Source organism: Spirochaeta dissipatitropha, assembly GCF_054657935.1.
Map to the genome: position 1 here is coordinate 13,930 of NZ_BAAHXT010000002.1, position 22,574 is coordinate 36,503.

The 22,574-nt window shown below is 50.3% G+C and carries 20 protein-coding genes; 6 read left to right on the top strand and 14 right to left on the bottom strand.

From position 1 onward, the window contains the following. Window positions 1-3: 3 nt before the first annotated feature. The 4 genes from ACYQ2L_RS02015 to ACYQ2L_RS02030 are packed head-to-tail and all read right to left on the bottom strand — an operon-like array spanning window position 4 to window position 4,593. On the bottom strand, window positions 4-882 hold the full coding sequence (locus ACYQ2L_RS02015) for a hypothetical protein (RefSeq protein ID WP_460050511.1): 879 nt from the start codon (window positions 880-882) through the stop codon (window positions 4-6). Continuing rightward, window positions 879-2,249 carry a radical SAM/SPASM domain-containing protein gene (locus tag ACYQ2L_RS02020; protein WP_460050513.1) on the bottom strand — a complete coding sequence of 457 codons (1,371 nt, stop codon included), beginning with the start codon at window positions 2,247-2,249 and terminating at the stop codon, window positions 879-881. Before ACYQ2L_RS02020 ends, ACYQ2L_RS02015 begins: the two co-directional genes overlap by 4 nt. Beyond that, the gene (locus ACYQ2L_RS02025; protein ID WP_460050515.1) at window positions 2,249-3,976 is read right to left on the bottom strand and encodes a hypothetical protein; all 1,728 of its coding nucleotides are present in this window, start codon (window positions 3,974-3,976) and stop codon (window positions 2,249-2,251) included. The genes ACYQ2L_RS02020 and ACYQ2L_RS02025 overlap by 1 nt, the downstream gene beginning before the upstream one ends. After that, window positions 3,973-4,593 (bottom strand): hypothetical protein, encoded by a 621-nt coding sequence (locus ACYQ2L_RS02030; RefSeq protein ID WP_460050517.1) that lies wholly within the window; start codon window positions 4,591-4,593, stop codon window positions 3,973-3,975. The genes ACYQ2L_RS02025 and ACYQ2L_RS02030 overlap by 4 nt, the downstream gene beginning before the upstream one ends. A 134-nt stretch (window positions 4,594-4,727) precedes the next feature. Between ACYQ2L_RS02030 and ACYQ2L_RS02035 the strand changes: the two genes are divergently transcribed. The 5 genes from ACYQ2L_RS02035 (at window position 4,728) to ACYQ2L_RS02055 (ending at window position 9,526) form a co-directional block, all read left to right on the top strand. Beyond that, window positions 4,728-5,657, top strand: a complete 930-nt coding sequence (locus tag ACYQ2L_RS02035) for an ABC transporter ATP-binding protein (RefSeq protein ID WP_460050519.1) — start codon at window positions 4,728-4,730, stop codon at window positions 5,655-5,657. Between the two features lie 8 nt (window positions 5,658-5,665). Then, the gene (locus tag ACYQ2L_RS02040; protein WP_460050521.1) at window positions 5,666-6,475 is read left to right on the top strand and encodes an ABC transporter permease; all 810 of its coding nucleotides are present in this window, start codon (window positions 5,666-5,668) and stop codon (window positions 6,473-6,475) included. Next, entirely contained in the window at window positions 6,472-7,605 is a 1,134-nt protein-coding gene (locus tag ACYQ2L_RS02045; RefSeq protein ID WP_460050523.1) for an ABC transporter permease, read from the top strand. Before ACYQ2L_RS02040 ends, ACYQ2L_RS02045 begins: the two co-directional genes overlap by 4 nt. A gap of 65 nt (window positions 7,606-7,670) precedes the next feature. After that, on the top strand, window positions 7,671-8,888 hold the full coding sequence (locus tag ACYQ2L_RS02050; RefSeq protein WP_460050526.1) for a sensor histidine kinase: 1,218 nt from the start codon (window positions 7,671-7,673) through the stop codon (window positions 8,886-8,888). Then, window positions 8,885-9,526, top strand: a complete 642-nt coding sequence (locus tag ACYQ2L_RS02055; protein WP_460050528.1) for a response regulator — start codon at window positions 8,885-8,887, stop codon at window positions 9,524-9,526. The genes ACYQ2L_RS02050 and ACYQ2L_RS02055 overlap by 4 nt, the downstream gene beginning before the upstream one ends. Window position 9,527: 1 nt before the next feature. Here ACYQ2L_RS02055 and ACYQ2L_RS02060 read toward each other — a convergent pair whose 3' ends face one another. The 10 genes from ACYQ2L_RS02060 to ACYQ2L_RS02105 all read right to left on the bottom strand — a co-directional run bounded on the left by ACYQ2L_RS02060 (window position 9,528) and on the right by ACYQ2L_RS02105 (window position 21,303). After that, a complete protein-coding gene (locus ACYQ2L_RS02060; RefSeq protein ID WP_460050530.1) occupies window positions 9,528-10,691 on the bottom strand; it encodes a 30S ribosomal protein S1 in 1,164 nt (387 codons plus the stop codon). A gap of 76 nt (window positions 10,692-10,767) precedes the next feature. Continuing rightward, window positions 10,768-12,075: a type II toxin-antitoxin system HipA family toxin gene (locus tag ACYQ2L_RS02065; RefSeq protein ID WP_460050532.1), complete on the bottom strand. Its 1,308-nt coding sequence runs from the start codon at window positions 12,073-12,075 to the stop codon at window positions 10,768-10,770. Next, on the bottom strand, window positions 12,068-12,430 hold the full coding sequence (locus ACYQ2L_RS02070; RefSeq protein ID WP_460050534.1) for a helix-turn-helix domain-containing protein: 363 nt from the start codon (window positions 12,428-12,430) through the stop codon (window positions 12,068-12,070). Before ACYQ2L_RS02070 ends, ACYQ2L_RS02065 begins: the two co-directional genes overlap by 8 nt. A 76-nt stretch (window positions 12,431-12,506) precedes the next feature. Continuing rightward, on the bottom strand, window positions 12,507-13,055 hold the full coding sequence (locus tag ACYQ2L_RS02075; protein ID WP_460050536.1) for a hypothetical protein: 549 nt from the start codon (window positions 13,053-13,055) through the stop codon (window positions 12,507-12,509). Window positions 13,056-13,243: 188 nt separating this feature from the next. Then, on the bottom strand, window positions 13,244-13,582 hold the full coding sequence (locus ACYQ2L_RS02080) for a PilZ domain-containing protein (RefSeq protein ID WP_460050538.1): 339 nt from the start codon (window positions 13,580-13,582) through the stop codon (window positions 13,244-13,246). A gap of 56 nt (window positions 13,583-13,638) precedes the next feature. Then, complete coding sequence (locus ACYQ2L_RS02085; RefSeq protein ID WP_460050540.1) at window positions 13,639-14,784, bottom strand: RelA/SpoT domain-containing protein; 1,146 nt, start codon at window positions 14,782-14,784, stop codon at window positions 13,639-13,641. A gap of 47 nt (window positions 14,785-14,831) precedes the next feature. Next, the gene (locus ACYQ2L_RS02090; RefSeq protein WP_460050542.1) at window positions 14,832-16,226 is read right to left on the bottom strand and encodes a SpoIIE family protein phosphatase; all 1,395 of its coding nucleotides are present in this window, start codon (window positions 16,224-16,226) and stop codon (window positions 14,832-14,834) included. A 137-nt stretch (window positions 16,227-16,363) separates the two neighbouring features. Further along, entirely contained in the window at window positions 16,364-19,249 is a 2,886-nt protein-coding gene (locus ACYQ2L_RS02095) for a M16 family metallopeptidase (RefSeq protein ID WP_460050544.1), read from the bottom strand. A 79-nt stretch (window positions 19,250-19,328) separates the two neighbouring features. Continuing rightward, a complete protein-coding gene (locus tag ACYQ2L_RS02100; RefSeq protein ID WP_460050546.1) occupies window positions 19,329-20,393 on the bottom strand; it encodes a THUMP domain-containing class I SAM-dependent RNA methyltransferase in 1,065 nt (354 codons plus the stop codon). A gap of 31 nt (window positions 20,394-20,424) precedes the next feature. Beyond that, window positions 20,425-21,303 carry a sensor histidine kinase gene (locus tag ACYQ2L_RS02105; protein ID WP_460050548.1) on the bottom strand — a complete coding sequence of 293 codons (879 nt, stop codon included), beginning with the start codon at window positions 21,301-21,303 and terminating at the stop codon, window positions 20,425-20,427. Between the two features lie 118 nt (window positions 21,304-21,421). Between ACYQ2L_RS02105 and ACYQ2L_RS02110 the strand changes: the two genes are divergently transcribed. Beyond that, window positions 21,422-22,570: an efflux RND transporter periplasmic adaptor subunit gene (locus tag ACYQ2L_RS02110; RefSeq protein ID WP_460050550.1), complete on the top strand. Its 1,149-nt coding sequence runs from the start codon at window positions 21,422-21,424 to the stop codon at window positions 22,568-22,570. Window positions 22,571-22,574: the final 4 nt, after the last annotated feature.

Below are 22,574 nucleotides of genomic sequence, written 5' to 3' on the forward strand. Positions count from 1 at the left end.
TTTTCATGCATGCTGCAGCAATGCTGACTGAACATATTTATACAAACGGAGGCAGTCCTGTTCTTTTGTATGGTAGCCGGTTCCTGAAGTCTGCTGACGTACGACCACAGTTCCGTACTCGTCATCCCCGCCCGGTTCAATTACATAGCCGCTGATATCCATTGATGCAAACTTCTGGTAGAGTGCGGACTTGCGGCCGTGCATGAGAATAACAGCATACATGTATGGTACTGGTCCGTTTGGTCCGTTATTCATGGTGAGTTGCAGCTGCACGCCGACGAGTTCATCCGGTTTTCTTCTGGGTTCAAGCATGAATCTGAGATCCTCCGGAATCTCATTCTTGTCCGGATCCTCATCAAAGCGTACATACGGTGTCAGTACCAGATCCTTTGGACGGCTGGCATTCATAATCGGCATGAAGACCTGCAGTTTTGTCCGCAGTTCCTGGGGCATATGCAGACTCACCATTCCGCTAAAATAGGCCGGGCCGCAGAAGATAGCCAGATCAAAGAGTGCCATTGAGCTGTGTGGGGACTGGCGCCTCAGTACAATGGCGCTTATGATCAGCGTGGCCATTCCGATGGTTTTTAAGGTCGCGGGAACAGCAAGTTTCATCTGGGCTTTTTTGGTCTGTTCTATGGTATCTGCAATTCTGTGGACCTCGGCTTCACCAACAGCGCGCCACTTTTCCAGACCCTGATCATCCGGTTTGTTGCTTATGGTCTTCATTGAAAGCAGCATCCAGGCCGGTAGAACAAAAATCAATCCGGGAAAGAATGAGCCAGTCAGGATTTGTGTGCTGACACAGACCGCGTATAGCAGGGCCGAATAGATAATCCGGGTACGGAATGAAAGATTAAACAGCGAGAATTTACGTGTCATGATATACAGCTCCTTTTCTTGTTCCAGCAGGCCATGCCGCTGCGCTCCAGTTCTTCGTATCCGCATACCTTCCAGTACAGGGGACAGGCCGCCTGACAGGCAGTGAAATAGCCGCATTCACGGCAGGCATCCGGGGCGTATTCCTTGTTCTTCAGCCACTTTGCCTTGCTGCTGAACCAGGTTTTTTCAAACCCGTCTTCAATAAGATTGCCGACAGCTTCTGGCCAGGAAGAGCAGGGCAGCACATCCCCGTTGGGGGCCACTGAAATGAGTCCATCACAGGCGGCGCAGCTTTTGTTCCCGAGTCCTTTGGCAATCGGGTTGTAATAGCACAGGGGAGTAGGAGAATACCAGAAAAACTCCATGCCGAGATTTTCCACCCGCCGGCGGGCTTCATCTATAAAGCTACCGACTTCGGAATAGGGTACTCTGAGCCGGTTATTTACGAGCCCGGTTCCGGCAGGAATAAAGAGGTTCATAGCCATGCGGCGGACACCGAGGCTGTGAATGAAATCCGGAAGCTCGAGCAGGGATTCACGATTACGGGCTGTCAGGGTGGAGTTGGTCTGGACATGAATACCGGCTGCCATGAGATTCTGAATTCCGGATACTGTAGCGTTGAAGGATCCAGGGGCGGCGCAGAGGGCATCGTGCTGTTTGGCGTTAGCTGCTTCTATGCTGATTTGCGCTGTTCTGAGTCCAGCTTCGTACAGCGATCTGGCTCGCTCTGCTGTGGACAGGGTGCCGTTGCTGACCATATTTACCTGAAGTCCAAGCGATACAGCGTAGGCAATGAGTTCTTCCAGATCCTCGCGCAATGTTGGTTCCCCGCCGGTAAAGGAAAAGAATGGAATCTTTGCTTCGTCGCGGAATATATCGATTATTCGCTTGAAACCTGCGGTGTCGAGTTCATCTATCTGATCGTGGAACGGCTCGTGCGTGTGTTCGTCGGGCTCGCAGCCGGCATAGCAGAAGGTGCAGCGGTTATTACAGCGGTAGGTTACTGCAATTTCTCCGAGAATCGGTAGACGGGTGAAATTGAAATCGTACTGCTGTAGTTCAAGCTGTGGGTTTTTTCCTTCGTAGGCGGCTTTAATATCGAGAAAGAAGGCGTCAATCTGGGCAGCACGTTCGGGGCTGAATCCAGGGAGGTCTCGAAAGCGGCCGCCGGACTCCACGTAATTAATCAATCCTGCACCGGTTCCGTTGGTCTTGTATACCATGTTCGGCGGAATAATGAGTACATGGTCTTCCCGTCGGACATAGGCAAAGCCGCTCAATGTTGCCCAGAAATCATAGATCCAGGACAGGCTTTCTTCCCATTTCCCGAGATCGGATTTTCTGACATTTTTTGTGAGCCATGCCATTAGCGTGCACCGCCCGAAACGCAGGCCGAGTGACAGGCCGAATGACAGGCTGAGTGACAAGCCGAATGACAGGCCGAATGACAGGCGTCATGGCAGGCATTGTGACATGCAGAATGGCAACCATTCACCGTTCCCGCTGCGTTAGCCGGAGTATAGCAGCCACTGTAACAGCCGGAGGAGCGCATGAAATCCGCAAAACCTCCGCTCATGCCGTCCGGCATTTTGATGCCCCTGAGATGCTGCGGTCGGCTGTGAATCATGTAATAGCCATGCCAGTAGTAATAATGATGATACCGCCGCCGGTATGCAAGGCGCTCTGATTCAGGGCGGCCTTCAAGTCTTTTTTCCTCTTCCTGCATCGCGTACAGCTTTTCCCGGTAGTAAGCCTTGGTAGCTTCAATGTCACAGTCCCAGAGCTTTTCCTGAAGATTCTTGATTGCATACTCAAAGAAGTCCGCCATGAGTCCGGGCATCACCTCCCCTGAGGAGTTGAACACGGCCAGGAAACGCTCTTCATAATCATGTTCAGCCTTGGTATCGGAAATGATCTCCGTTTGGAGTGGGCTCTCCTGTATAACTTTAATAATCCCCTGTTCCTGAAGGCCATCAAGCATAATCGCCGCTATTCTCGGCAGCTCAAGTTCCAGTAGTAAGGCAACCTCTACGGGATGCAGATCCTCATGAACCTTTCCGGGGATCTGGTAGGTTCCAGCCAGGAGCTTCGGTGGGGTCCAGGAATCACCTGCCCAGGCCAGACCCTCTACCATGGCGCGACGTTTTTCATAGCTCAGGTAACGGCGGCGGAAGGCATACAGCGAGAAGGCTATTATAAGTCCGAATACTCCGACCGCGGCTGCCGGGTTTCTTTTCCAGTAATCAGCGGCGCTAAGTCTTGGGGTTGGCTGGTGCCGGCTGGTGTAGCTCTGTGTCTGTACTTCGGTCCGGGGAGTTTCTGTTGTAGTCTCACTATAGCCTAATTCAGTGCTGAGTCCCAGCCAGGAATCGGGGAAATACAGTGTCAGCTGCTGTGTTGCGTTGGCTCGTACATTTTCCTGGTAGAACAAGATGGTCAGATAGTACCTTCCATCATCACCCTCGCTGCCGTAGTAATCAATTCTGTTCTGGGCGTTGACGAATTCTTCGGTCCGCATGGGGATTGCGTCCTTTACTTCCTGACTGAGTTCCGGCCCGTCGACCTCTACCGGAAGTACAAGTCTGACACTGCGGTATTCAAGGCTGGAATCCCACTGAACAGGTGCCCAGTTGAAATACACCAGATCACCGAATTCCGGATGACTGGTCGCACCGATAAGCCCGTGGTCGGCAAAGTTGCCTGCATAATTCAGTATGAACCAGGCGCGCCCGGAATAACGCTTCCCATCTGCCAGCACAATGTCGTAGCGGTTATTTCCACCAAGATGTGTAATTTCCAGGGGCAGACGGGTACCATCTTCCAGGTCAAGAAAACTTTCTTCGTAGTTCCATACTGGACGATAGGCTTCACCTTCAAAGTAGAAAGCCCCCATTGTGCCTCGTGTAACATTCCATTCTATACTGTAGAAAGTCTCCACGGTACCGTTTGGTCCCAGTACGAGCGTAATATCGTTGGATACCAGTTCAGCGCTCAGGTTCTGGGCGGATACAAGGCTTGAAAATGTCAGTAGTATCAGTGTGCTCAGTAGCAACAGTCGCATCAACCGCATCAGCCGTGGTCGGAATGATCTCATAGTTCCAGCTCCTCTTTAATTGAAAGTACATCTGCAGAAGTCAGACCGCCGGAGAGTTCCAGTGTGGCTGCTTCTATAATTTTTATTCGATCCTGCAGCAGGCTACGACTGCGTTCTGTAATTGATTCTGTGTCGCTTTGTTCAAGGCCCTCAAAATGTCTGGCTCCTGCCAGCTGGTCCCGGTGGCCAAGCCAGGCATCGGCTATTTCCACCGATTCCTCGATTGCATTATTTGCCGCTGGATCATAGGTTTTCTTTCTCAGGCATTCGGCATAGTAAGCAGCGGCACGAATGGAGGTAAGCTCTGCCAGACGCTTCATTTCCGGATCCGGCAGGCGCATTCTACCCAGGCGCCTGGCTTTTCCGGTCGCAGATTCAAGCCTGTCTGCTTCCTGCTGCCAACGCTGACGGTCTCTCTCCCCGATCATGGCAGATCCTCCACTCCCCTTGCTGAACAGCAGAATGCTCCCTCCTAGCCAGACAGTAATAACCGCCGCTATGCCGAATGGAAGGTTGAACAGGTACCAGACAAGCGCACCTATCGAGATACTCCCTGTCAGTAGAGCTGCTCCGAGGGAAGAGAAAATGTACAGTTTGACAAATTGACCGATTTTCATGTCCATATTGTAGGCCATGAATCGTATTTATGGTAGTACAAGTTTTGTATGACAAAAGTCATAGTACGAATGTGACCTTTGACATCTGCTGGTAATGAAATAGCTGAAGTACTATACAGCTCAGGAGGTTCTGAATGATTCAGATTCAACAACTTGTAAAGCGTTATGGTGATTTTACGGCGGTAGATCATGTAGATATTACCATTCCCATGGGTGAAATATTCGGTTTGCTCGGGCCAAATGGAGCAGGAAAAACCAGTACAATTAAATGTCTGGCAGGATTGCATGGCTACGATCAGGGCAACATAAGCATATTCTCTATGGACAGAAAAAAATCGCACCGGGCAATTCAACAGCGGATCGGTCTGGTTCCGCAGGATATTGCCATCTATGATGATTTGAGTGCATATGAAAATACTGTTTTCTTTGCCCGGATGTACGGACTCAAGGGGGAGGAGCTGAAGAGGGGGGTCCGCGACGCACTGGAATTTACCGGTCTCTGGGACCGACGTAAACAGCGTCCGAAGGAATATTCCGGCGGTATGAAGCGGCGTCTCAACATAGCCTGTGCCCTGGTGCACAAACCTGATTTGATTATCCTTGATGAACCTACGGTGGGCATCGATCCGCAATCCAGAAATCACATCCTGGATTCGATCCGGGAACTGAATGCCCGCGGTGCTACGGTTCTGTATACCAGCCATTATATGGAAGAGGTTGAGTCTATATGCTCACGCCTTGCCATAATCGATCATGGCAGGGTTATTGCTGAAGGCAGCAAAGATGAAGTCAAGAATCTGATTGCAGAGGATGAACTGCTCAATGTTGAGGCCCTGGGAATCAGTACAGCTCTTGTGGAAACAATTCGTACCATGCCGGGAGTAATCTCCTGTATGCATGAGGATAATATCCTGCGTATAAGCATACAGCGGAATGCAGTGCGTGTATCCAGAATCGTGGATCATATATACAGCAGTGGTGCCGAGCTTCACTCGATACAGCTGGAGCAGCCGAGTCTTGAAGGCGTGTTTCTCGCCCTGACCGGGCGTAGTCTGAGGGATTAGGGTACAATATGAAGACGTTCACCATATTTACATACACGATTATGCGTTACTGGAGAGACAAAGGGTCGGTTTTTCAGTCAACCCTGCAACCTTTTGTATTTATACTGATTCTCGGTCTCGCTCTGAGTTCCCAGTTTGACCAGCAGGTAGATGCAGAGAGCTCTCAACAGCAGGAGACAGATATTATCATTCTGGATCTGGAACTGGATGATGTCCGTAGTTCTGCCAGTTCCATGGAATACTATTCAGTAACTATGCTGGTAATGACAATGCTGTTCGGAACAATGTTTGCAAGTTATGGATTATCAGAGGATCTTCTGAAGACTGTCGGACAGCGTATAAGTGCCGCACCTCTTGTTGGTTTCGAACAGTATCTCGGCAAGGTGGCTGGATCAGCGCTTTTCGTTTGGCTGCTTGGAATTGTACAGATTGCGGCTACCGGTGTTATCTTTAATGTTCCGTGGTTTCACAATATATGGTCAGTTCTGGCTGTATGCGCTGCCATCAGTGTCTTTGCTACCTCTTTTGGTGCCTTGAGTATAATAGTGTTTCGCAGTGAAGAGGTCTCGGGCATGATTCTGAATCTGATTATACTCGCCTGGACCCTGTTCGCCGGAGGATTCATTATTCTTCCCCGGAACCGGATCACCTATATACTTGAACTCATAACGCCGAACCGCATCGGGCATAATGCATTGTTTAATCTTCTCTATTGGGAACAGCCAGGTATTACCATGCAGAGCATCGGGATTCTTCTGGGCATGTCAGTGCTTTCAGGCTGCACAGCAATATTGATTGGAAGAAGGAGACAGGCATGAACGGATATACTATTCACCTGCGGCGAATACTGCGGAACAAACTGATTATGGCAGCAACACTGGCAATTCCATTGCTTATGCTTATGTACGGTTATATCGGGACAGATAATCTGCCGAGAGTAGCGGTGATTGCAGAGGATTCCGGCCCCCTGGCAGAACTGGTTCTGGACAAACTGTCTGAAACCTACCGTATAGAGTTGATTGAAACAGACAGGGCTGCCGTAATAATCAGGCAGGGAGCAGCAGATTATGTGCTGCATATACACGAGGATTTCGGGGCTAAGCTCCTGAGAGCTGAAATGCCGGTTCTGTCCGGCCGATCAGCACAGAGTCAGCAATACGATGCGCATATGAGAGCAGTGTTATCCGGAATAATCCAGCCAGCGCTGATGCTGTCCGGATCAATCAATCCAGCCAGCGAACAGGAGTTTGTTGAGTCACTGCTGGCGGAGCTTCCCGCGGAGCGGTCGATTGAGCAGCAGGCAGACATCTATGGCTCAGGGGTATCTTCCAGGGCAGCAGAGAGGTATCAGTCAGGTATGAATCTGTTCAGTATGATCATGCTGCTCATGGGTCTGTATGGCGGCATGAACCTCATTCGTGACCGTCACAGCGGGACAATCATGCGGGCATCTGCTACACCTAGCGGTTTGAGAGCCTATATGGCTGGCTTGCTGGCAGCCTTGCTGAGTGTTCAGTTACTGCAGGTTGCTGCTTCATCTGTGGTATCCGTACTTGTATTTCCGGAAATAGGGCCGGCGATCGCTGTACGCGGTTTTGTGGTAATGGCAGTGTTTGCCTTGACCGGTATCTCCTTCGGGATTGCAATCGCTGGTGTAGCTAAAAACATGAATCAACTTGGTGTGCTTGGGTCAATTTTCATATTCCCCATGTCAGTGCTCGGCGGGAGTATTCTGCCGGTAGATATAATGCCCGATTTTATGCAGAGGGCGGCGCTACTGGTACCGAATTACTGGGCTGGTCTTGGTGTGAAAGCGGCAATGGAACAGGGTGCTACTGCAGATTTTCTGCTGCCAATAGGTATTCTGGTGGCATTTGCCGCTGTGTTTTTCCTGCTTGGAACCTGGAAGCGTGAGCAGCTTACAAGTGGAAGAGAAATGCGGGCTTAAACTGTGCTCAATCAGCTTGCCCTGACTTATATACTCAGGGTAGGCTGAAGCAGAGGAGACTGCGGATGCAGGCAGGCATTATGGAAGAATCAAGACCTCAGACACAGATGCACATCAAGCTTGTGCGGGGAATTAGTGCTGCTGTCTTCTTTCTTGTATTGCTTGCAGTTCTGGCTGTACAGGATCTGCTTCTTCCGCAGCGGCTGATCCTGATTCTTTTTGCGGCTGCGCTGGAAATAGCAAGAAGGCGTTTTTTTCGGAGTCAGTACTTCTCTGCGCTGCTTGCTGTTTTTGCCTGTAGTATTGCCGTACTGGACCCTGTTCTGACTGCTCTTGCCCTCATCGCCCCCCTGGCTCTGGCTTCGGAGTCTGGCTACCGCGCAGCAGTTGGACTCGTCGCAGCTCTTCTGGTAATCTTGTTGCCGTCTCTCGCCGATATGTCATTTTCAATTGGTAGAGAAGGTGTTTTTGCAGTCCTGGCGCTGTGCTTTGCCGGAATGGAGTATTTTCTGCAGTCTCTTGAAGATACATTGAAGCAGGTTCGCAGTCTTCAGGGAGATATTTCAGGAATCCGGCAGGAAAGTAGTCAACAGCGGCTTGAACTGGAGCAATCACAGTTGGCTCTGGCATCCAGAATTGAGTTGGCAGAGCGGAATCGTATAGCCCGGAGGATTCACGATGCGCTCGGACATGGACTGACCGGAGCACTATGGCAGCTCAGGGCAGCCGATTCCCAGTTGCTGCAGGATGTTTCTGCTGCCCGGGAATCTCTGCAAAGGGCAACCGAGGCTGTTGAGTCAGGACTTGCTGCAATCCGTTCAACAATACAGGATCTGCAGCCCCGTGAGGTTCCTGATCTTACGCTGCTGAGGCAGCTGGTTACGGAGTTCGATTTCTGTTCAGCAGGCCTGCATTTCGAAGGTGATCCGGAAAAAATTCCAGGTGCGGTGCTTTCGGTTTTCTGCGACAATCTACGTGAGCTGCTGACTAATACAATGCGGCATTCTCAGGCCACTGAGGTGCAGATTACAATTACTCATACCTCGCGCTTCTATCGTCTGGAATACCGGGACAATGGAATCGGAATGGACTGGAATTCCGGTAGCAACCGGCGTGGAGGAATGGGACTGGAAGGCATAAAGCGTCGCAGTCAGGCAATTGGCGGCAGCTGCAGCTTTGGTCCTGCCAGATCCTACAGCAGTAAAACACCAGGCTTTGTATGTGTATGTCTGGTTTCAAGATCAGGCATACAGGAAAATCAGGAAAATGGAGGGAAATCATGAATCAGCGTACTATCCTCCTGGCAGATGATGATGCCCTGGTCCGTGATGGATTAAAGGTACTGATCGAGCAGCAGACCGATTTGAGGGTCGTATCCTCAGTGGGTGATGGCAGGCAGGCTCTCACACAGATACGCCGTTTGCAACCTGAACTTGCATTGCTGGATATCCGTATGCCCGAAATGAACGGAATTGACTGCTGTCGTGAAGCAAAGCAGGAATTCACGGAACTGAAGGTGCTTATTCTGACAACATTTCATGATGATGATTTTATCCGCAAGGCAATGCAGGCTGGCGCCGACGGCTATCTGTTGAAACATCAGTCAAGGAAGGTTATGATAGATGGGATACGCTCGGTGCTCGCCGGTAATGTTGTACTTGAGCCCTCGGTTGCCAGAAGTCTGAGCAATCCCCCCGAAAAGACTGCAGATATCAGCAGCAGTGCGCTGTCGGCTGGTATTACAGCCCGTGAACAGGAAGTTCTGTACTTTATTGCTCAGGGATCAAGCAACCGGGAGATTGCCGACAGGCTCTGCCTTGGTGAAGGAACAGTGCGCAACTACGTCTCAAGCCTGCTTGAGAAGCTCAAACTCCGGGGACGCACCCAGCTGGTCATCTGGTACTACCAGCGGCAGAAATGACTTATTTCTTTTCCTTGTTTTTCAACAGATTTGCAAAGGGATTATAGGTTTCCGTATCGGGTTCAAAAAACCGTTTTGTCTCATCATCTACCTGATTACTTGATATCTGGCGTAATGAAATCCGCTTCTGCTCCGTGTCGATGCTGTTGATCTGAACCGAGATTTTCTGTCCTGTCTTCGGCATAGCTCCCGAAGTGGATTCTCGGTCGTCTGCATTGAATTCCGAAATATGCAGCAGACCATCCAGCCCGGGCTCAAGGCTTACAAAGGCTCCGAAATTGGTTACCCGAACAACCGTCCCGGTATGTTTTGAATCAATCGGATATTTTTCCTTTACCTGATCCCAGGGATCTGCCAGCAATGCCTTCATGCTCAGGCTGATGCGTTCACGCTCCCAATCCAGATCGATTATGGAGGCTGTAATTTCCTGCCCCACTGACAGGACACTGTTGATGTCACTGATCCGGCTTCTGCTGATCTCTGAAATCGGCAGAAGTGCCTGCACACCCTGTACATCTACAAAGGCACCGAAATCCTGGATTTTTACTACGCTGCCGGTAACGGTCTGTCCCTTCTTCAGGGTTTTCTTCAGCTCGCTGATCAGTTCTGCCTGTTCCTCCTCCAGGATTGCCCTGTTGGACACAAGCACATTACGGCCATTAGCACTGTATTCAAGTATCTTGAAGCTGAGATGCTGTCCGACATAGCTTTCGGGATTCTCGATTCGTCTGAGACCGATCTGTGAGAAGGGGCAGAAGGCCCGGGTTTCCCCGATTAATACCTCGAAACCTCCCTTGATTTCCTTTTGTACTACGCCTTCCACCGGAATTCCGCCTGAAAAAGCGTTTTCCAGAACTGCCCCGACGGCTTTCTCACCACTGATTCTGCTGGTAAACAGCATGTCACCATGGTTATTGGAGAGGAAAAAAACAGCAATCGTATCGCCGACCTTGACAGTAGTCTCGCCATTGGCGTCGGTGTACTCCGACAAATCGATCTGTCCTTCACTTTTCCCGCCGAGTTCTATGAATACACAATCATTTGAAATAGAAACAACTGTAGTTTCAATGCGTTGGCCGGGCTGGAAGGTATTCATCTGCGACATGCTCTTTTCAAAAAGTGCTTCAAAACTGTCTTCATTCGTATTTTTTTCATTACTGTTCATTATTCGTGTACTCCAGGATTTATTTCGATTATTTCTTTTGCATAGTATACATGTTTTATTCCTGCATTGATATCTGCTATGGCCTTATTTCCTTCAGAAGAAGCTGATCGATTGCATCCATCTGGTCTTCAGCTACGCCTGCCTCATGGGCATATTCCGGCCATGTGCGGATAACGGCCAGCACACGATCGATCATGGCAGCGGTTTTTCCGGGTTTCAGTCCGGCTGTGCTTGCGAGGGCCCGTAGATCCTGCAGCGTGAAATCACCGCGCTTTCCGTGGATACTCATTTGATGCTGATTGGTCCAGTGGCCATGAGGATTACAGGCAAAAGTAATATCGTACGCAGGGGACAAACGCCAGCTGCCGGCTTTATCCATGAGAAATGCGATGTTCTTGACATGGTCGTCCTGGTTGCGGGCCGCAACATTAAAAAATGCCCGTAGTACGAGCTGTTCCAGATCCTCCTGGGGCAGTCGCATCCGCCGCATTATCTGCAGGGCCTGTTCATAGGAATACGCTCCTGGTTGATCGTAATCAAAATGTGCCATTGAGCCGAGTGACTGCATGTGTAGTTTGCTGCCGCCGGGACCGCGGTCAAAACGCCTGGTCATGAAGTGACTTCGTCCTCCCTCGTTGAAAAGCCGGCAATCTGTCATAACAATTCCTGCATCCCGTGCCATCTGTGAATATGCAAATTCGATTTTTCCGAAGCCCATAGGATCATTGAGCTCACGATCCCTGTTTTCATGCACACCGTCAAACTTCAGCAGCCAGTCCTCGAAGCCGTCTGGTTTTCCTGTCTGACCTGAACGGAATTCACCGGTCACAGGGTTCCAGGCAAGTACGGCCTTTGCTCTGGCTCCTCCGGCTGATGTCCCGACCTGAAGGATGGCTTGTACAGTGGCATTGTCATCGTAATCTCTCAGGACTCCATGAAGAGATCGTCGCTCTGCCAGTATATGATTTGCCAGATCTGTAAGTGCAGCGATATGTACCGGGCTGTCTCCGCTCATGGGGCCCTGAATTGCCGGTTCAAATTCTAGTGCTCCCATTCCCCGTTTTCCGATGTAGCAGAGGCGTTCCACTGGATGAAAATCAGCAGAACTCCGACCCTGTTCTGCCAGCCAGGAATCGATTACCGCATTTCCGAAGCGGTCTGGTAATGAGTCAGCCAGCATACCGGGTAGGCCCTTGAACGTGCTTTTGGGCAGAGCAGGAAAGGAGTAGGGGAATTCCTGCAGGGGCATTTCTATTGGAGATGGCTGTATACCACTTTCAATAAATTCCGGAGCATACTGGAAGACTCCGATTTCGCGTTCCGGAACCCATGAGACGGCTCCAATCATGCTGCCCCAAAGAAGTATCCTTGCATTGTCAGCCATGTTCTTCGTCTCCCCATGTCCACTTTCTGCTTTCCTTGTCCCCGGTTTTGGAGCGTGCCCTACGGCGGTGCCCTTCACGATCTGAAATCAGTTCAATTGGGCGGATGTCCGGGTCAGGCAGGAGCAGCGTCAGATTTTGCTGGAGACGGAGTGCAGTCAGGACCCGGATGAAGCTGTCCAGAGATGTTCCTTCTCCTTTTTCCATTCGTCCGATTGTGCGGCGGGAAACACCTGCCTCGCGAGCGATCTCTGCCTGGGTTATATTTCTTGCCAGGCGGATCTGTTCAAGTCTTGAACAGATATCCTTCTCGATTTGAGCGCAACTGGCAGTTCCATAGTCGATTTTATGTGCCATATATGTCCCTTTATGCCCTCTAATGGGCGTCAAAGTTCATTTTATGTCGCTTTAGTTTGACTGTCAAGTTTGGCTTCTATTTCTGCAGCCAGGAGGCTATGCGTTCTGCTGTATCGCTTCCTGTATCTTTGATGCTCCAGACCACGTTGCCGTCATTTGTTACAGCAATCCATGTGCCCCAGGGGTCCGGGGTAATGCCGAAAGAATCAAGAATTTGACCTGCATCAGAAACGAAGGCAACAAATACGTCTTCAGTACGGATGGGGCTGCTGTAGGAATCCGCCAGTCCTCTTCGGATTAATCCATGAACAAAAAATGGGGCTCCAGCAATAACATTCAGATGTAGTATGCGGGTGTTCTCAATTTCGGGGTGTTCAGACAGAAGCTGGAGGTGAGTGCTGACTAATGCCGCCAGCTGCTCCTCACCGTTTTCCTGGGTCTGGCCTGCTGTCAGGGCGATTAAACTGATTTTATCTTTGTCGATAAAGTCTTTGAGACGACCGCGGCGACCGCTGATGCTTCGTACTTCTGTATCGGGTATCCGGTGATGCTCAGTAGCGGATAAAGGAATGCCAGGAGCGAGGAGGACGCAGATCAGCAGCAGGCTGGTAATTTTCATGTTCATTTCAACAAGATATATATTTCCACAACAGGAGGCAATTACGCATCAGAAACCCCTTCCGACGATTAATCATGTGCGAGCGATGAGAATATGGATGGCTGGTTCGACATGGTGCACTGCGGAGGCAGTGCGGGGCGTGGGTCATAACAATTGAGAGTCACAAATCAGCCGCGGGTAGGCCCGCGGGTTCATTATGATTCCCCTGGATCTTCGAGGAAGGTCGAAATTTTCTTGAGCATATATTCGGGGACATCGGTAAATTCAATGCCGACTTCAAAGTCGCCATCGGTAGTGGGGTCACAGCGGATGAGAATGCCTTCACCGCGTATCTCGGGTTCCGGGGCGTCGGGGTCGAGTTGAAGCATGAAGTACAACCGGCTGTAGAGCTCTACGCATTCATAGACCTTGCAGCCGATGCCGCGGGCGCTTATATCCAGACCTTCGCCGTTTATGAAATTTTCCCGGCCATAGTCGAGCTCAACAAGCTGGTTTAGCTCGTAGCGCGGTACTTTTCTGCGTTCCTGTTCCATACTAAAAGTGTAAGGCATTTGTACTCTTTTGTACAATTAAATCGAATGATCCCTGTTTAATCCTGGCTGCCGGGGTCCTGTTCTTCTTCCTTCATGGCTTCAATCAGGAACTGGGGATTGGGGGCCTGCTGCATGAGGCGGGTCAATTTTGCCGGATCGGCTCCGATCGCTCGCATGAGTTCCTTCTGGGTTTCCTGCAGCATTTTAAGCTCATCGGGATCAACTTCCAGGGGCTGGAATGAGTCTGAATTCATATAATCCTTCAGGCTGTTCTGTATTCCCTGAAAGAGATTGCTCTCGAGGAACGAGTTAAGCCAGGGGAACTCACTGTCTATCTGTTCATTTTCTTCATCGGGTTGGGCCAGGTCGTCCAGATTTCTGCTGATTGCCTGTTTTGACTGCTTGTCGATTTCCAGCGAATTGATTTGTTCCTTGAGCCGCTCGATTGTCCGGTTCTTGTCATCCAGTTGACGCTGATGTTCCCTCATCCGACGTTTGTCCCGAATGGTGAAGTAGCGCATGTAGGATGCCAGTTCGTCGGCATCGCCGGTCAGGCGGTTCAGGATTGAAGACAGGCGCACAAGCAGTTCATTGTCCTGTTCATGCGGGTAGCGGACACGATGGTCGATCTCTCCCCAGGCCTCTTCAAAGAGTGTTCTGACCTGGACTTCTACCAGCACGTCCTCATTTTTCGGCCGCAGCTGCAGCAGATAATGCACGGAGCGGTAGCCATGTTTGTGCTCCTGAACGCTGCAGTCGTTTTTTTTGTAATAATCGATTATACGCTGCGAATCGCCATAGCGGACATAGGCTTTCGGGGTTTCTGCCAGGTCCCAGTTCTCGCAGATGTAGCGATGTATTCCCTGCCAGTCTTCCTTGAACAGATGCAGGGCGCGGATGCCGATCAGGTCGGTGATCTGCTGGCGGTAGTTCCCGAGCTCGATTATGCGCTCCGGATTTTCAATGCGTTTGCGGATTATTTTTTTTACCAGATGCGCAGGATCCTTCAGGCGGTAATTCAGGGAGTGGATGGCCGGACTTCCAATCATCTGGTCGATTACAAAGCGGCCGACTGAATCCATGGTGGGCTGGAGCTTCTCGTAGTCTCGTTCAATTGCCTTGAGATCGTCCCATGTCAGACCGAGTGCGGCAAATTCTTCTTCACTGAGCGGAAACTGTCCCAGTACATCCTTCTTCTTCATGCCTTGAGAATACTCATGGATCAGCCGGGAGGCAAGCTCCCCAGGATTTATATGAAGCCGAGAATTGTAATGTCATCCCTTTGGCTGAAGCTGCCCTGGTACTCTTTCAGGCTGGTTTCAAGCAGCTCGCGGGCATTTTCACTGCTCATTCCAATGGTCAGGTTGAGAATTTCCATAAAGCGGCGCCTGCCGAGTGAGTATCCATGCTGTCCGCCGCTCTGGTCGCGGTATCCATCAGTCGCCAGAAAGTAGCGCTGGCCAGCTTCCTGCTTGATCCAGTGCTCACTGAAAACCGTGTCGCGGTGGGTCCGTTTGCAGCCGAGGCTGTGCTTGTCACCTTTTACGATGTGGTATTTGCCATGTTCGGGGTAGTAAATTCCGATATTCGCTCCGGCATAGCTGAAGCCACCCGGGCGTGCGGGATCGAAGCATAGTAACACCCCATCTGCGCCATCGCTGGATTTATGATCTCTTGCATCTTCGTGCAAGCGCTGCTGGAGGCGCGTATTCAGGCGGGAAAATACCTCTCCGACTGCAATGCCTGGCTGTTCCGACAGTATCTGCTCGAGAATAGCCAGGGTTACGGTGGTCAGAAATGCGCCTGGAACACCATGGCCGGTACAGTCCAACAGGCAGAGATAGGTTTTGCCTCCATAGACATTCAGGTAGTAGATATCACCGCCAACGATATCCTTGGGTTGCCAGATCACCAGAAAGTCTCCGAAATGACGGTTGATTCTGGAGCATGGCGGGAGAAAGCTCTCCTGGATGCGCTTGGTATAGGTAATGCTTTCGATCGTTTTGCCGTGGATATGGGCAATTTCCTCGTTCTGATCCTGAACTTTCAACGAAGCACTCCAGTTCCGGTAGCGGATTCTATCTGTTACATAGATAAAAATACCGCAGATAAGCGTTGTTGTTAAAAGGTCGTTCAGGCTGTAGCGTTCCATTGGTGTCCGGAAATTAACCCCCAGTATTAATCCGGTCATGAAAAATGCTGATACCGCTGCGGCGAGTATGATCCAGGCTGCCTTTTTGGGTAGTGGAACCAGGGGGATCAGCATGAGAATAAAAAGAAAGCCACCGATGTAGGCAGCATTACCGCCGGAAAGTCCGGTTATGATGCCGGTTGCGATCAGGAGATATGTTCCGAGTACGATCAGGATGTGCAGGGAATATTCGGCACGTATTGCAGGGACCAGGCTGAGGATGAGGGTTAAGAAACCTGCCAGGCTCAAGCCGATCCGCAGAAAGTACATCGCCTGGATATCGGGATTTAGTACTGCATCAAAAGAAATGTAGGGAATCCAGGCAAATATACAAATCAGTCCGCAGAGGAAAATAATCCTGCTGGCCTGGTAATTGAGTTCTTCGCGGTATGTTCGCGGGTAGCTCACACTGCGGTCAAAAATGGTCAGGTGGTTCTGGATAAACTGCTTCATTACATTTCCTGTATCCTGCGATACCTATGAAGCATAGTAGCAATTGTTAGCTATAGCAAGCACAAGGGCAGTCAGGACAGGGCTTGTTTCCTGCACTGACTGCCCTTGCTTCTTAATGGGTCTGGATATTCTGCCGCCTATTCTGCCGGATGCATAATCAACTGGATATACTGATCATTCCGCAGGTATTGATTGGCGGCTTCCTGCAGTTGTTCCAGGCTGAGTTCATCGATCCATTCCTTCTGGACCGGAATATCTGTGAGCTCATTGCCGTTTATGTGATAGCGGTAAAGCTCCCACAGCCACCAGTCGTTTGACTCAAGATTTGATTCATGGTCTCTCAGATGGATCTCCCGAACGCGTTGCAGGAGACTTTCGTCTGGTCCCTCAGTCCCGAGCCGTTCGGTCTCTTCGTGTATTCGGGCGGTCAGCTCAGTCACACGTGAAGGCGAGGTGTTGAAATCAATCTGTATACGGTAGGTGCCGGTCGGAAAAGACTCACTACCATGGCTGATGCTGACACCGTAGGTGCCTCCTTCATCCTCTCTGAGAACCTCTCTGAGACGGATTCGGAGAGTGTCGGCCAGGGCGGCAATGAGATAGTCGTTTTTTAAACTGGCGTCGTATGAGCCATGGTAGACTACTGCTGCTCTGCTTGAGTCCGCCTGGCCATGTGCTATTTCTTCTTCAATTATTCCTTGACTGACTTTCCTGGCTCTCGGGATTCGCTCGGATGCTGCATCGCTGCCCGGAAGGCTGGCTATGTATGTTTCCACAAGCTCTGCCATATCATCCGGCTCAAAGGCACCGACGAGGAAGAACACGCTGCCGCCCAGATCGCTGAATCTGCTTACATAGCTGTCCCGGACACCTTCAATGCTTACATCTTCAAGATCATTTTCTCTGAGACTTCTGTAGCGGATATTTCCGGCTGCTGAGATATCCTGCAGGCGGTCTGCGAAGACTGCATCCGGATCTGATCTCCGGGCCTGAAGGCTGGTCTGTATGTGGCGCATGAGGAAGCTGAATCCTTCATTCTCAAGGCGTGGGCTGCTGCTGTAGAGGTGGGCCAGCTGAAACATAATTTCGGCATCGTCCCGTGAGCTTTCGCCGTAGAATCCGTGATCGTAAAAATCGATGTATGAAGAGAGATCGACGGAATGACCTGCCAGTAATGTGTTCAGTTCAGCTCGGGGGAAATCAGCCAGCCCGGATATCCAGGCTGTAGAAGCTGCCAGATTCGAGGCATGGAATTGATCATCTTCTACCAGTGAATGACCGCCGAAGGCATAGCTGAAAAGCAGGATTTCATCGCTTCGGAAATCCGTAGGCAGGAGATACACTTTCATGTTATTGGACAGCTGCCATTCATGCAGATTAATATCTTCGATATAGTCCCGGCTGATAATACTGCCGGAGGCAGGAAGTTCTTCCATGAGTCCCCCGCCGCTTCGATCGGATCTCTCGCTTGCTTCTATGTGTCTGGATCTGATCTCTGCAATGAAATCGGCAATCTCATCGTTTGACGGCAGGTAAGCCTCGTAGTACTCCGGAACACTTATAGTGATAACCTGATCGTCTGCCTGAAGATAGGCATCCGCTGCCTGGCTTACTTCAGTGCTGCTTATATCCGGTATAATTCTTGATGCAAGCTCCCATTCCTGGACTATTCCCGGGGCTGGTCCTCCTGAGAGGTAGGACTGGCTCAGTTGCCCTGCGAAGTAGCTGGATGGAATGAAATCCTGCTCATTGTAGGCATCCTGATATGAGCGCAACAGCTGCCTTCTGGAACTTTCGATTTCACTCTCAGTGAAGCCATGCTGCTGAATTTCCAGAATCATGAGTATCAGTTCCTCGAGAGCTGGAATAAGGAGCTCTGTTTCAGATATTCCGTAGAGAAAGGCTGCATCACGGATACGAACCAGCTCACTGAATCCTGCACCTGCAGCCAGCATCGGGAAATCCGGGTTCATTTCCTTTTCTTCAATTCTGCGCGAGAGAGCAACTGCAAACAGGTCATGGGTCCAGCTGCTACGGTAGTCTTCTTCATGGCTCAGTGTAAGTGAGGGCATGCGGTTGTATATGGTAATGCTGCTGTAGGTCAGTTCAGGATCTGACGCAGTGCTGATCAGGGTGCCACTGTGGACAGGAACCTCCGGAACCGGTCTGGGTTGAGTGTCAGGATTTCCGGGAATCGTGGAAAAGATACTGTTGATCCGGGATTCCATTTCTTCCGGATCGAATTCACCCACAGCAACAACTGCCATGAGATCCGGCCGGTACCATGTTTTATAAAATTCCCGTAGCTCTGCTGGTCCTGCTTCCATAAAAATTGCCGGGTCACCAATTGGAAGACGCTCGGCGTACAATGAGTCCTTGAAAATTACAGGAAAATGAGCATCGCGGAGCCGCTGTTGAGCTCCCTGCCCGTAGCGCCATTCTTCCTGTATGACACCGCGTTCACGGATTATTCTTTCCTCAGGGAAGCTTACTGCATGTGCCCACTGCTGGAGGATGTGAAGTCCCCGTTCGATCTTTTCCGGATCATCGGCAGGAACCTGGAGCATATACACTGTTTCATCGAAGCTGGTGTAGGCATTAATATCGGGGCCGAAGCGCATGCCCAGTGATTCCAGATATCCGACGATTTCACTTTCACTGAAGTCTTCAGTTCCGAGAAAGGCGGCGTGTTCAACAAAGTGAGCAAGGCCGAGCTGTTCCGGTGTCTCCATAATCGAGCCGACGTTTACTACCAGTCTCAGAAAAACCCTGTTTGAGGGTTCGGCGTTCGGAAGGATGTAATAATCCAGTCCGTTTTCGAGTCTGCCGCTGAGCAAGGCGGGATTGTTTTCAATAGCCGGACTGCTTTTCTCCCGGCCGATCAGGGTTTCTGCTGCGGTTTCTGTTTCAGTTTCTGTGCCTGTTGCACAGGAAGCGGCAAACAGGATCAGTGCCAGGGCAAGTATATACAGCCCTGCCGGCCTGAGCCGCTTAAATGCGGATGTGTGTTTCTTTTTCTTCATGCGCCTAACTGTAGCGCAGGAATCTATTGAATTCATTGAATTTTAGTAAAATATGTGTATTGTCAATTGAAATATCGGTTTATGGGTTGGGTATTTTTGCTGTGCGCAGGCTCACCGGTAGTCCACCGTTTGAGAAGGCTGCAATACTCTGAAAGTTGAGGTGCATCTGTCCAAGCAGTATGTCACCCTCAGTACCTGCGGTACACAGGATGCCTATCTTCCATCCGGGGAATTCACTGCGAAGAACATCTCCGAAACGCGCATAGAGATTCCGTAGATCGCGGCTGCTGTTCACCCTTTTTCCATAAGGTGGATTACTGAGTATCAAGCCGGATTTGTCGAAGCTGTTCCTGAGATCGCTGACTGACTGGCATGAGAACAGTATAGACTCTATTTCTCCTGCGCGTTCGGCATTGTTTCGACTCATGCTTATTGCGCCGGCATCACGGTCGCAGCCGTAAATCGCAGGGTTTTCACCCCGTCTGCGGGCCAGTCGTGCTGCCTCGATCGGAATTGTCCCTGAACCGCAGAATGGATCGACCAGGGGTAGATCCGCCGACCACCTGCAGGCGTACAATACGCCTGCCGCAAGATCTTCGCGTAACGGAGCTTTGGCGGTTTCCAGGCGGTAGCCGTGTTTATGAAGATCAGGCTGACCTATGCTTATATTTAAACTGCAGAGATTATGTTCGATTTTAGCGCTTATCCTGCGCCTGGGAACGGAGTGCTGCTCCTGTTTTTCTGCATCATGTGAGCTTTTTTCTGGTAATTTTCCCAGGCATTGTTCCAGCCCGGATTTAATCCGTTCTGCTGCGGCAGTAGAGTGGTAGATTTTCGAGCGGAAGCAGCTGACACGGATCTCGATTTCTTCTTCCCCTGAAAGGTATTCAGGCCAGGGAAGTTTTGATGTCTTTTTAAGCAACTCCGGCAAAGCACTTACTTTAAAGCTGCCGATCTTTATAAACAGTCCGCTCGCGGTCTGCAGTTTTCCGGCTATTGTTTCTGCTGCTGTCCTGCTCCCCTGCCAGCTCATGCCTCCATGCTGCTGAGTCCCGTTTTCTATTCCAAGTTCGCGAAGTTCCTGTTCCAGCACGGGTTCTGTGCCTGGAATGCAGGAAGCAAAAAAATCCTGTGAGCTGTCCATACCTTGTTGTAACCTGAAAGATGGCTTCTGCCTATGCGCTGAAGCCGATACCGAGCCTGAAATTATTCTCTCCACTGTTCTGTACTGATTTACTGCCTGACTTATCTGTAATTATTTCAGCATGGAGCTGATCAATCAGAGCATCAATGAAAATACCGTGAAGATTCGGCTCATCTTCTGTTCCGAGGATGGATTTCATCGAATTCGTACATAGCAGATTAATCTGTACATAACCGGATCGCATCTGCTCATATTGGATGCTGACGGTGTCTGGTTCCGGTTCATGGGTCATGGCAGCAGTACAGAACTCGTTGATCAACATCGCCAGGGGAATGGCTTTGTCTACACTCAGCAGCAGCTCATCACCTTCGGTCATCCAGACAATAGATGTTCCATACTCCCGGCTTTTGATTGTCATTTCATTCATGAGATTCTGGAAATGTCCCTGCATATTAACTGCACTGAAGTTGCCGCTCTGATACATTTCTTCGTGGACCATGCCAATCGAGTCCAGGCGGAGGGACATCTCCTCAAGAGCCTGAACTGCACGAGGAGAGTCGGTATAGTCCTCCATCTGAATCGCTGTAATACTCATGAGCAACTGAATGCTGTTATTGACACGATGGTGCAGTTCTTCCAGCAGAATGGTCTTCTCCCGAGCATCGCTGCTGGATGCTGCAATTGCATTTTCCTGGATCTGCATGGATCGCTTGACGAGGCTGTAGATGAGCACAGCGGTTACTGCAACATAAAACCAGCCCTTCCCGGTCTGCACGTAGGTATAGTATGAAGTGTTGCCGAAGAGCGTCCATGCCAATCGATCCGAGAGCAGGATCCAGAGGCTACCCAGGCTGGCATATATGGCAACTATTCTGAGTGAATGGAAAATAGGCCGTAGGGGATCAGACATACTATAGAGTGTAAATCTTTTTGGAATTGAAATCCATTTAAATTTCCATTCTGTGTGGATTTTCTGAATTGTCTGGCACTTTGTGGTCGGTTAAAATAAAAATGCGTATCTTGAGCAAATGATCAGTATACATAAAAGATTATATAGTTCTCCGGGGTTTGTTATCTCTTTCATGACCACGGCTTTGTTAGCTTCGGTTCTTCTCCTGAGTTCCTGCAATGTGGATGCGCTTGATGCTCTGGATACATCCGGTGAGATCGACGATCAAGATTCCAGCAGATCTGCACAAGCAACTTTATCTCGAGCGGTTCAGGCTTATGAAATACTGACTGGAAGTTTATCGGATGCAATTCCAGTGTCCGGGACTGTTTCCGGTATCCGCGAAGCAGTAATCAGCAGTGAGTCCCAGGGAATAATCCGTGAGGTTATGTTTGATCTTGGATCCTCAGTTACTGAAGGAGACCCCCTCGTTCGCTTTGATGATCGTGTTGAAGCGGCTAGTTTCCGTCAGGCCAGTGAACAATACAATGCGGCTAAAATTGATCTATCCACTGTACAGCGCAGTTTTGATCGGGGAAATGCAAGTCAGGCAGAACTCAGCCAGGCACAGGCTGCAGCTGCCGGAGCAGAGAGCGCTCTCGAACAGGCCCGCAGGCAGCTTGAAAACAGAACAGTTCGAGCGGCCATCAGCGGACTGATTGCAGATAAACCATCAGAAATTTCTCCAGGAAATCCACTGGCTATTGGTAGTAGGGTAGCCCGAGTAGTGGATACCAGCCGACTGCGTATGAGGGTCGGTGTTGGGGAGCAGGTGGTAAGTCGGGTTCAGCCTGGAAATCCAGTTGATATTCTTGTTCCTGCATTGGGTGCTGAAATTTTTAGAGGTCAGGTGCAGAGCGTTGGCGCGGGTTCAGATCCTGCAACCGGTAGTTTTCCGGTAATTATTGAATGGGAATTGCCTGAAGGAGTATCAGGACGAAGTGGAGTGAGCGGTACTGCCAGCATTTTTGGCTCTGAATCTGTAGAACAGTTGATTGTTCCTGCCGGTTCAATCACCAGTCGACGTGGAAGAACAGTGGTCTTTGTAGAGCTCGATGGGCGTGCCTATGAGCGTGAAGTTGAACTTGCTGGTCGTCGCGGCCCCAGGGCTGCCGTACGCAGCGGTCTACATCCAGGGGAGCTTGTTATCAGTTCGGCTGTAGCATTGCTTGAGGATAGGGATCTGGTTCAGGTTGAAGTAATAGGTAACAGTCGGGATATCCGATAAAAGA

Coding starts and splice junctions, on each gene's coding strand:
- ACYQ2L_RS02075 (WP_460050536.1), bottom strand. CDS start 13,055: ATGAACATGAAAATTACCAGCCTGCTGCTGATCTGCGTCCTCCTCGCT.
- ACYQ2L_RS02015 (WP_460050511.1), bottom strand. CDS start 882: ATGACACGTAAATTCTCGCTGTTTAATCTTTCATTCCGTACCCGGATT.
- ACYQ2L_RS02055 (WP_460050528.1), top strand. CDS start 8,885: ATGAATCAGCGTACTATCCTCCTGGCAGATGATGATGCCCTGGTCCGT.
- ACYQ2L_RS02080 (WP_460050538.1), bottom strand. CDS start 13,582: ATGGAACAGGAACGCAGAAAAGTACCGCGCTACGAGCTAAACCAGCTT.
- ACYQ2L_RS02040 (WP_460050521.1), top strand. CDS start 5,666: ATGAAGACGTTCACCATATTTACATACACGATTATGCGTTACTGGAGA.
- ACYQ2L_RS02105 (WP_460050548.1), bottom strand. CDS start 21,303: ATGTCTGATCCCCTACGGCCTATTTTCCATTCACTCAGAATAGTTGCC.
- ACYQ2L_RS02045 (WP_460050523.1), top strand. CDS start 6,472: ATGAACGGATATACTATTCACCTGCGGCGAATACTGCGGAACAAACTG.
- ACYQ2L_RS02095 (WP_460050544.1), bottom strand. CDS start 19,249: ATGAAGAAAAAGAAACACACATCCGCATTTAAGCGGCTCAGGCCGGCA.
- ACYQ2L_RS02060 (WP_460050530.1), bottom strand. CDS start 10,691: ATGAACAGTAATGAAAAAAATACGAATGAAGACAGTTTTGAAGCACTT.
- ACYQ2L_RS02035 (WP_460050519.1), top strand. CDS start 4,728: ATGATTCAGATTCAACAACTTGTAAAGCGTTATGGTGATTTTACGGCG.
- ACYQ2L_RS02065 (WP_460050532.1), bottom strand. CDS start 12,075: ATGGCTGACAATGCAAGGATACTTCTTTGGGGCAGCATGATTGGAGCC.
- ACYQ2L_RS02085 (WP_460050540.1), bottom strand. CDS start 14,784: ATGAAGAAGAAGGATGTACTGGGACAGTTTCCGCTCAGTGAAGAAGAA.
- ACYQ2L_RS02025 (WP_460050515.1), bottom strand. CDS start 3,976: ATGAGATCATTCCGACCACGGCTGATGCGGTTGATGCGACTGTTGCTA.
- ACYQ2L_RS02030 (WP_460050517.1), bottom strand. CDS start 4,593: ATGAAAATCGGTCAATTTGTCAAACTGTACATTTTCTCTTCCCTCGGA.
- ACYQ2L_RS02020 (WP_460050513.1), bottom strand. CDS start 2,249: ATGGCATGGCTCACAAAAAATGTCAGAAAATCCGATCTCGGGAAATGG.
- ACYQ2L_RS02090 (WP_460050542.1), bottom strand. CDS start 16,226: ATGAAGCAGTTTATCCAGAACCACCTGACCATTTTTGACCGCAGTGTG.
- ACYQ2L_RS02070 (WP_460050534.1), bottom strand. CDS start 12,430: ATGGCACATAAAATCGACTATGGAACTGCCAGTTGCGCTCAAATCGAG.
- ACYQ2L_RS02100 (WP_460050546.1), bottom strand. CDS start 20,393: ATGGACAGCTCACAGGATTTTTTTGCTTCCTGCATTCCAGGCACAGAA.
- ACYQ2L_RS02110 (WP_460050550.1), top strand. CDS start 21,422: ATGATCAGTATACATAAAAGATTATATAGTTCTCCGGGGTTTGTTATC.
- ACYQ2L_RS02050 (WP_460050526.1), top strand. CDS start 7,671: ATGCAGGCAGGCATTATGGAAGAATCAAGACCTCAGACACAGATGCAC.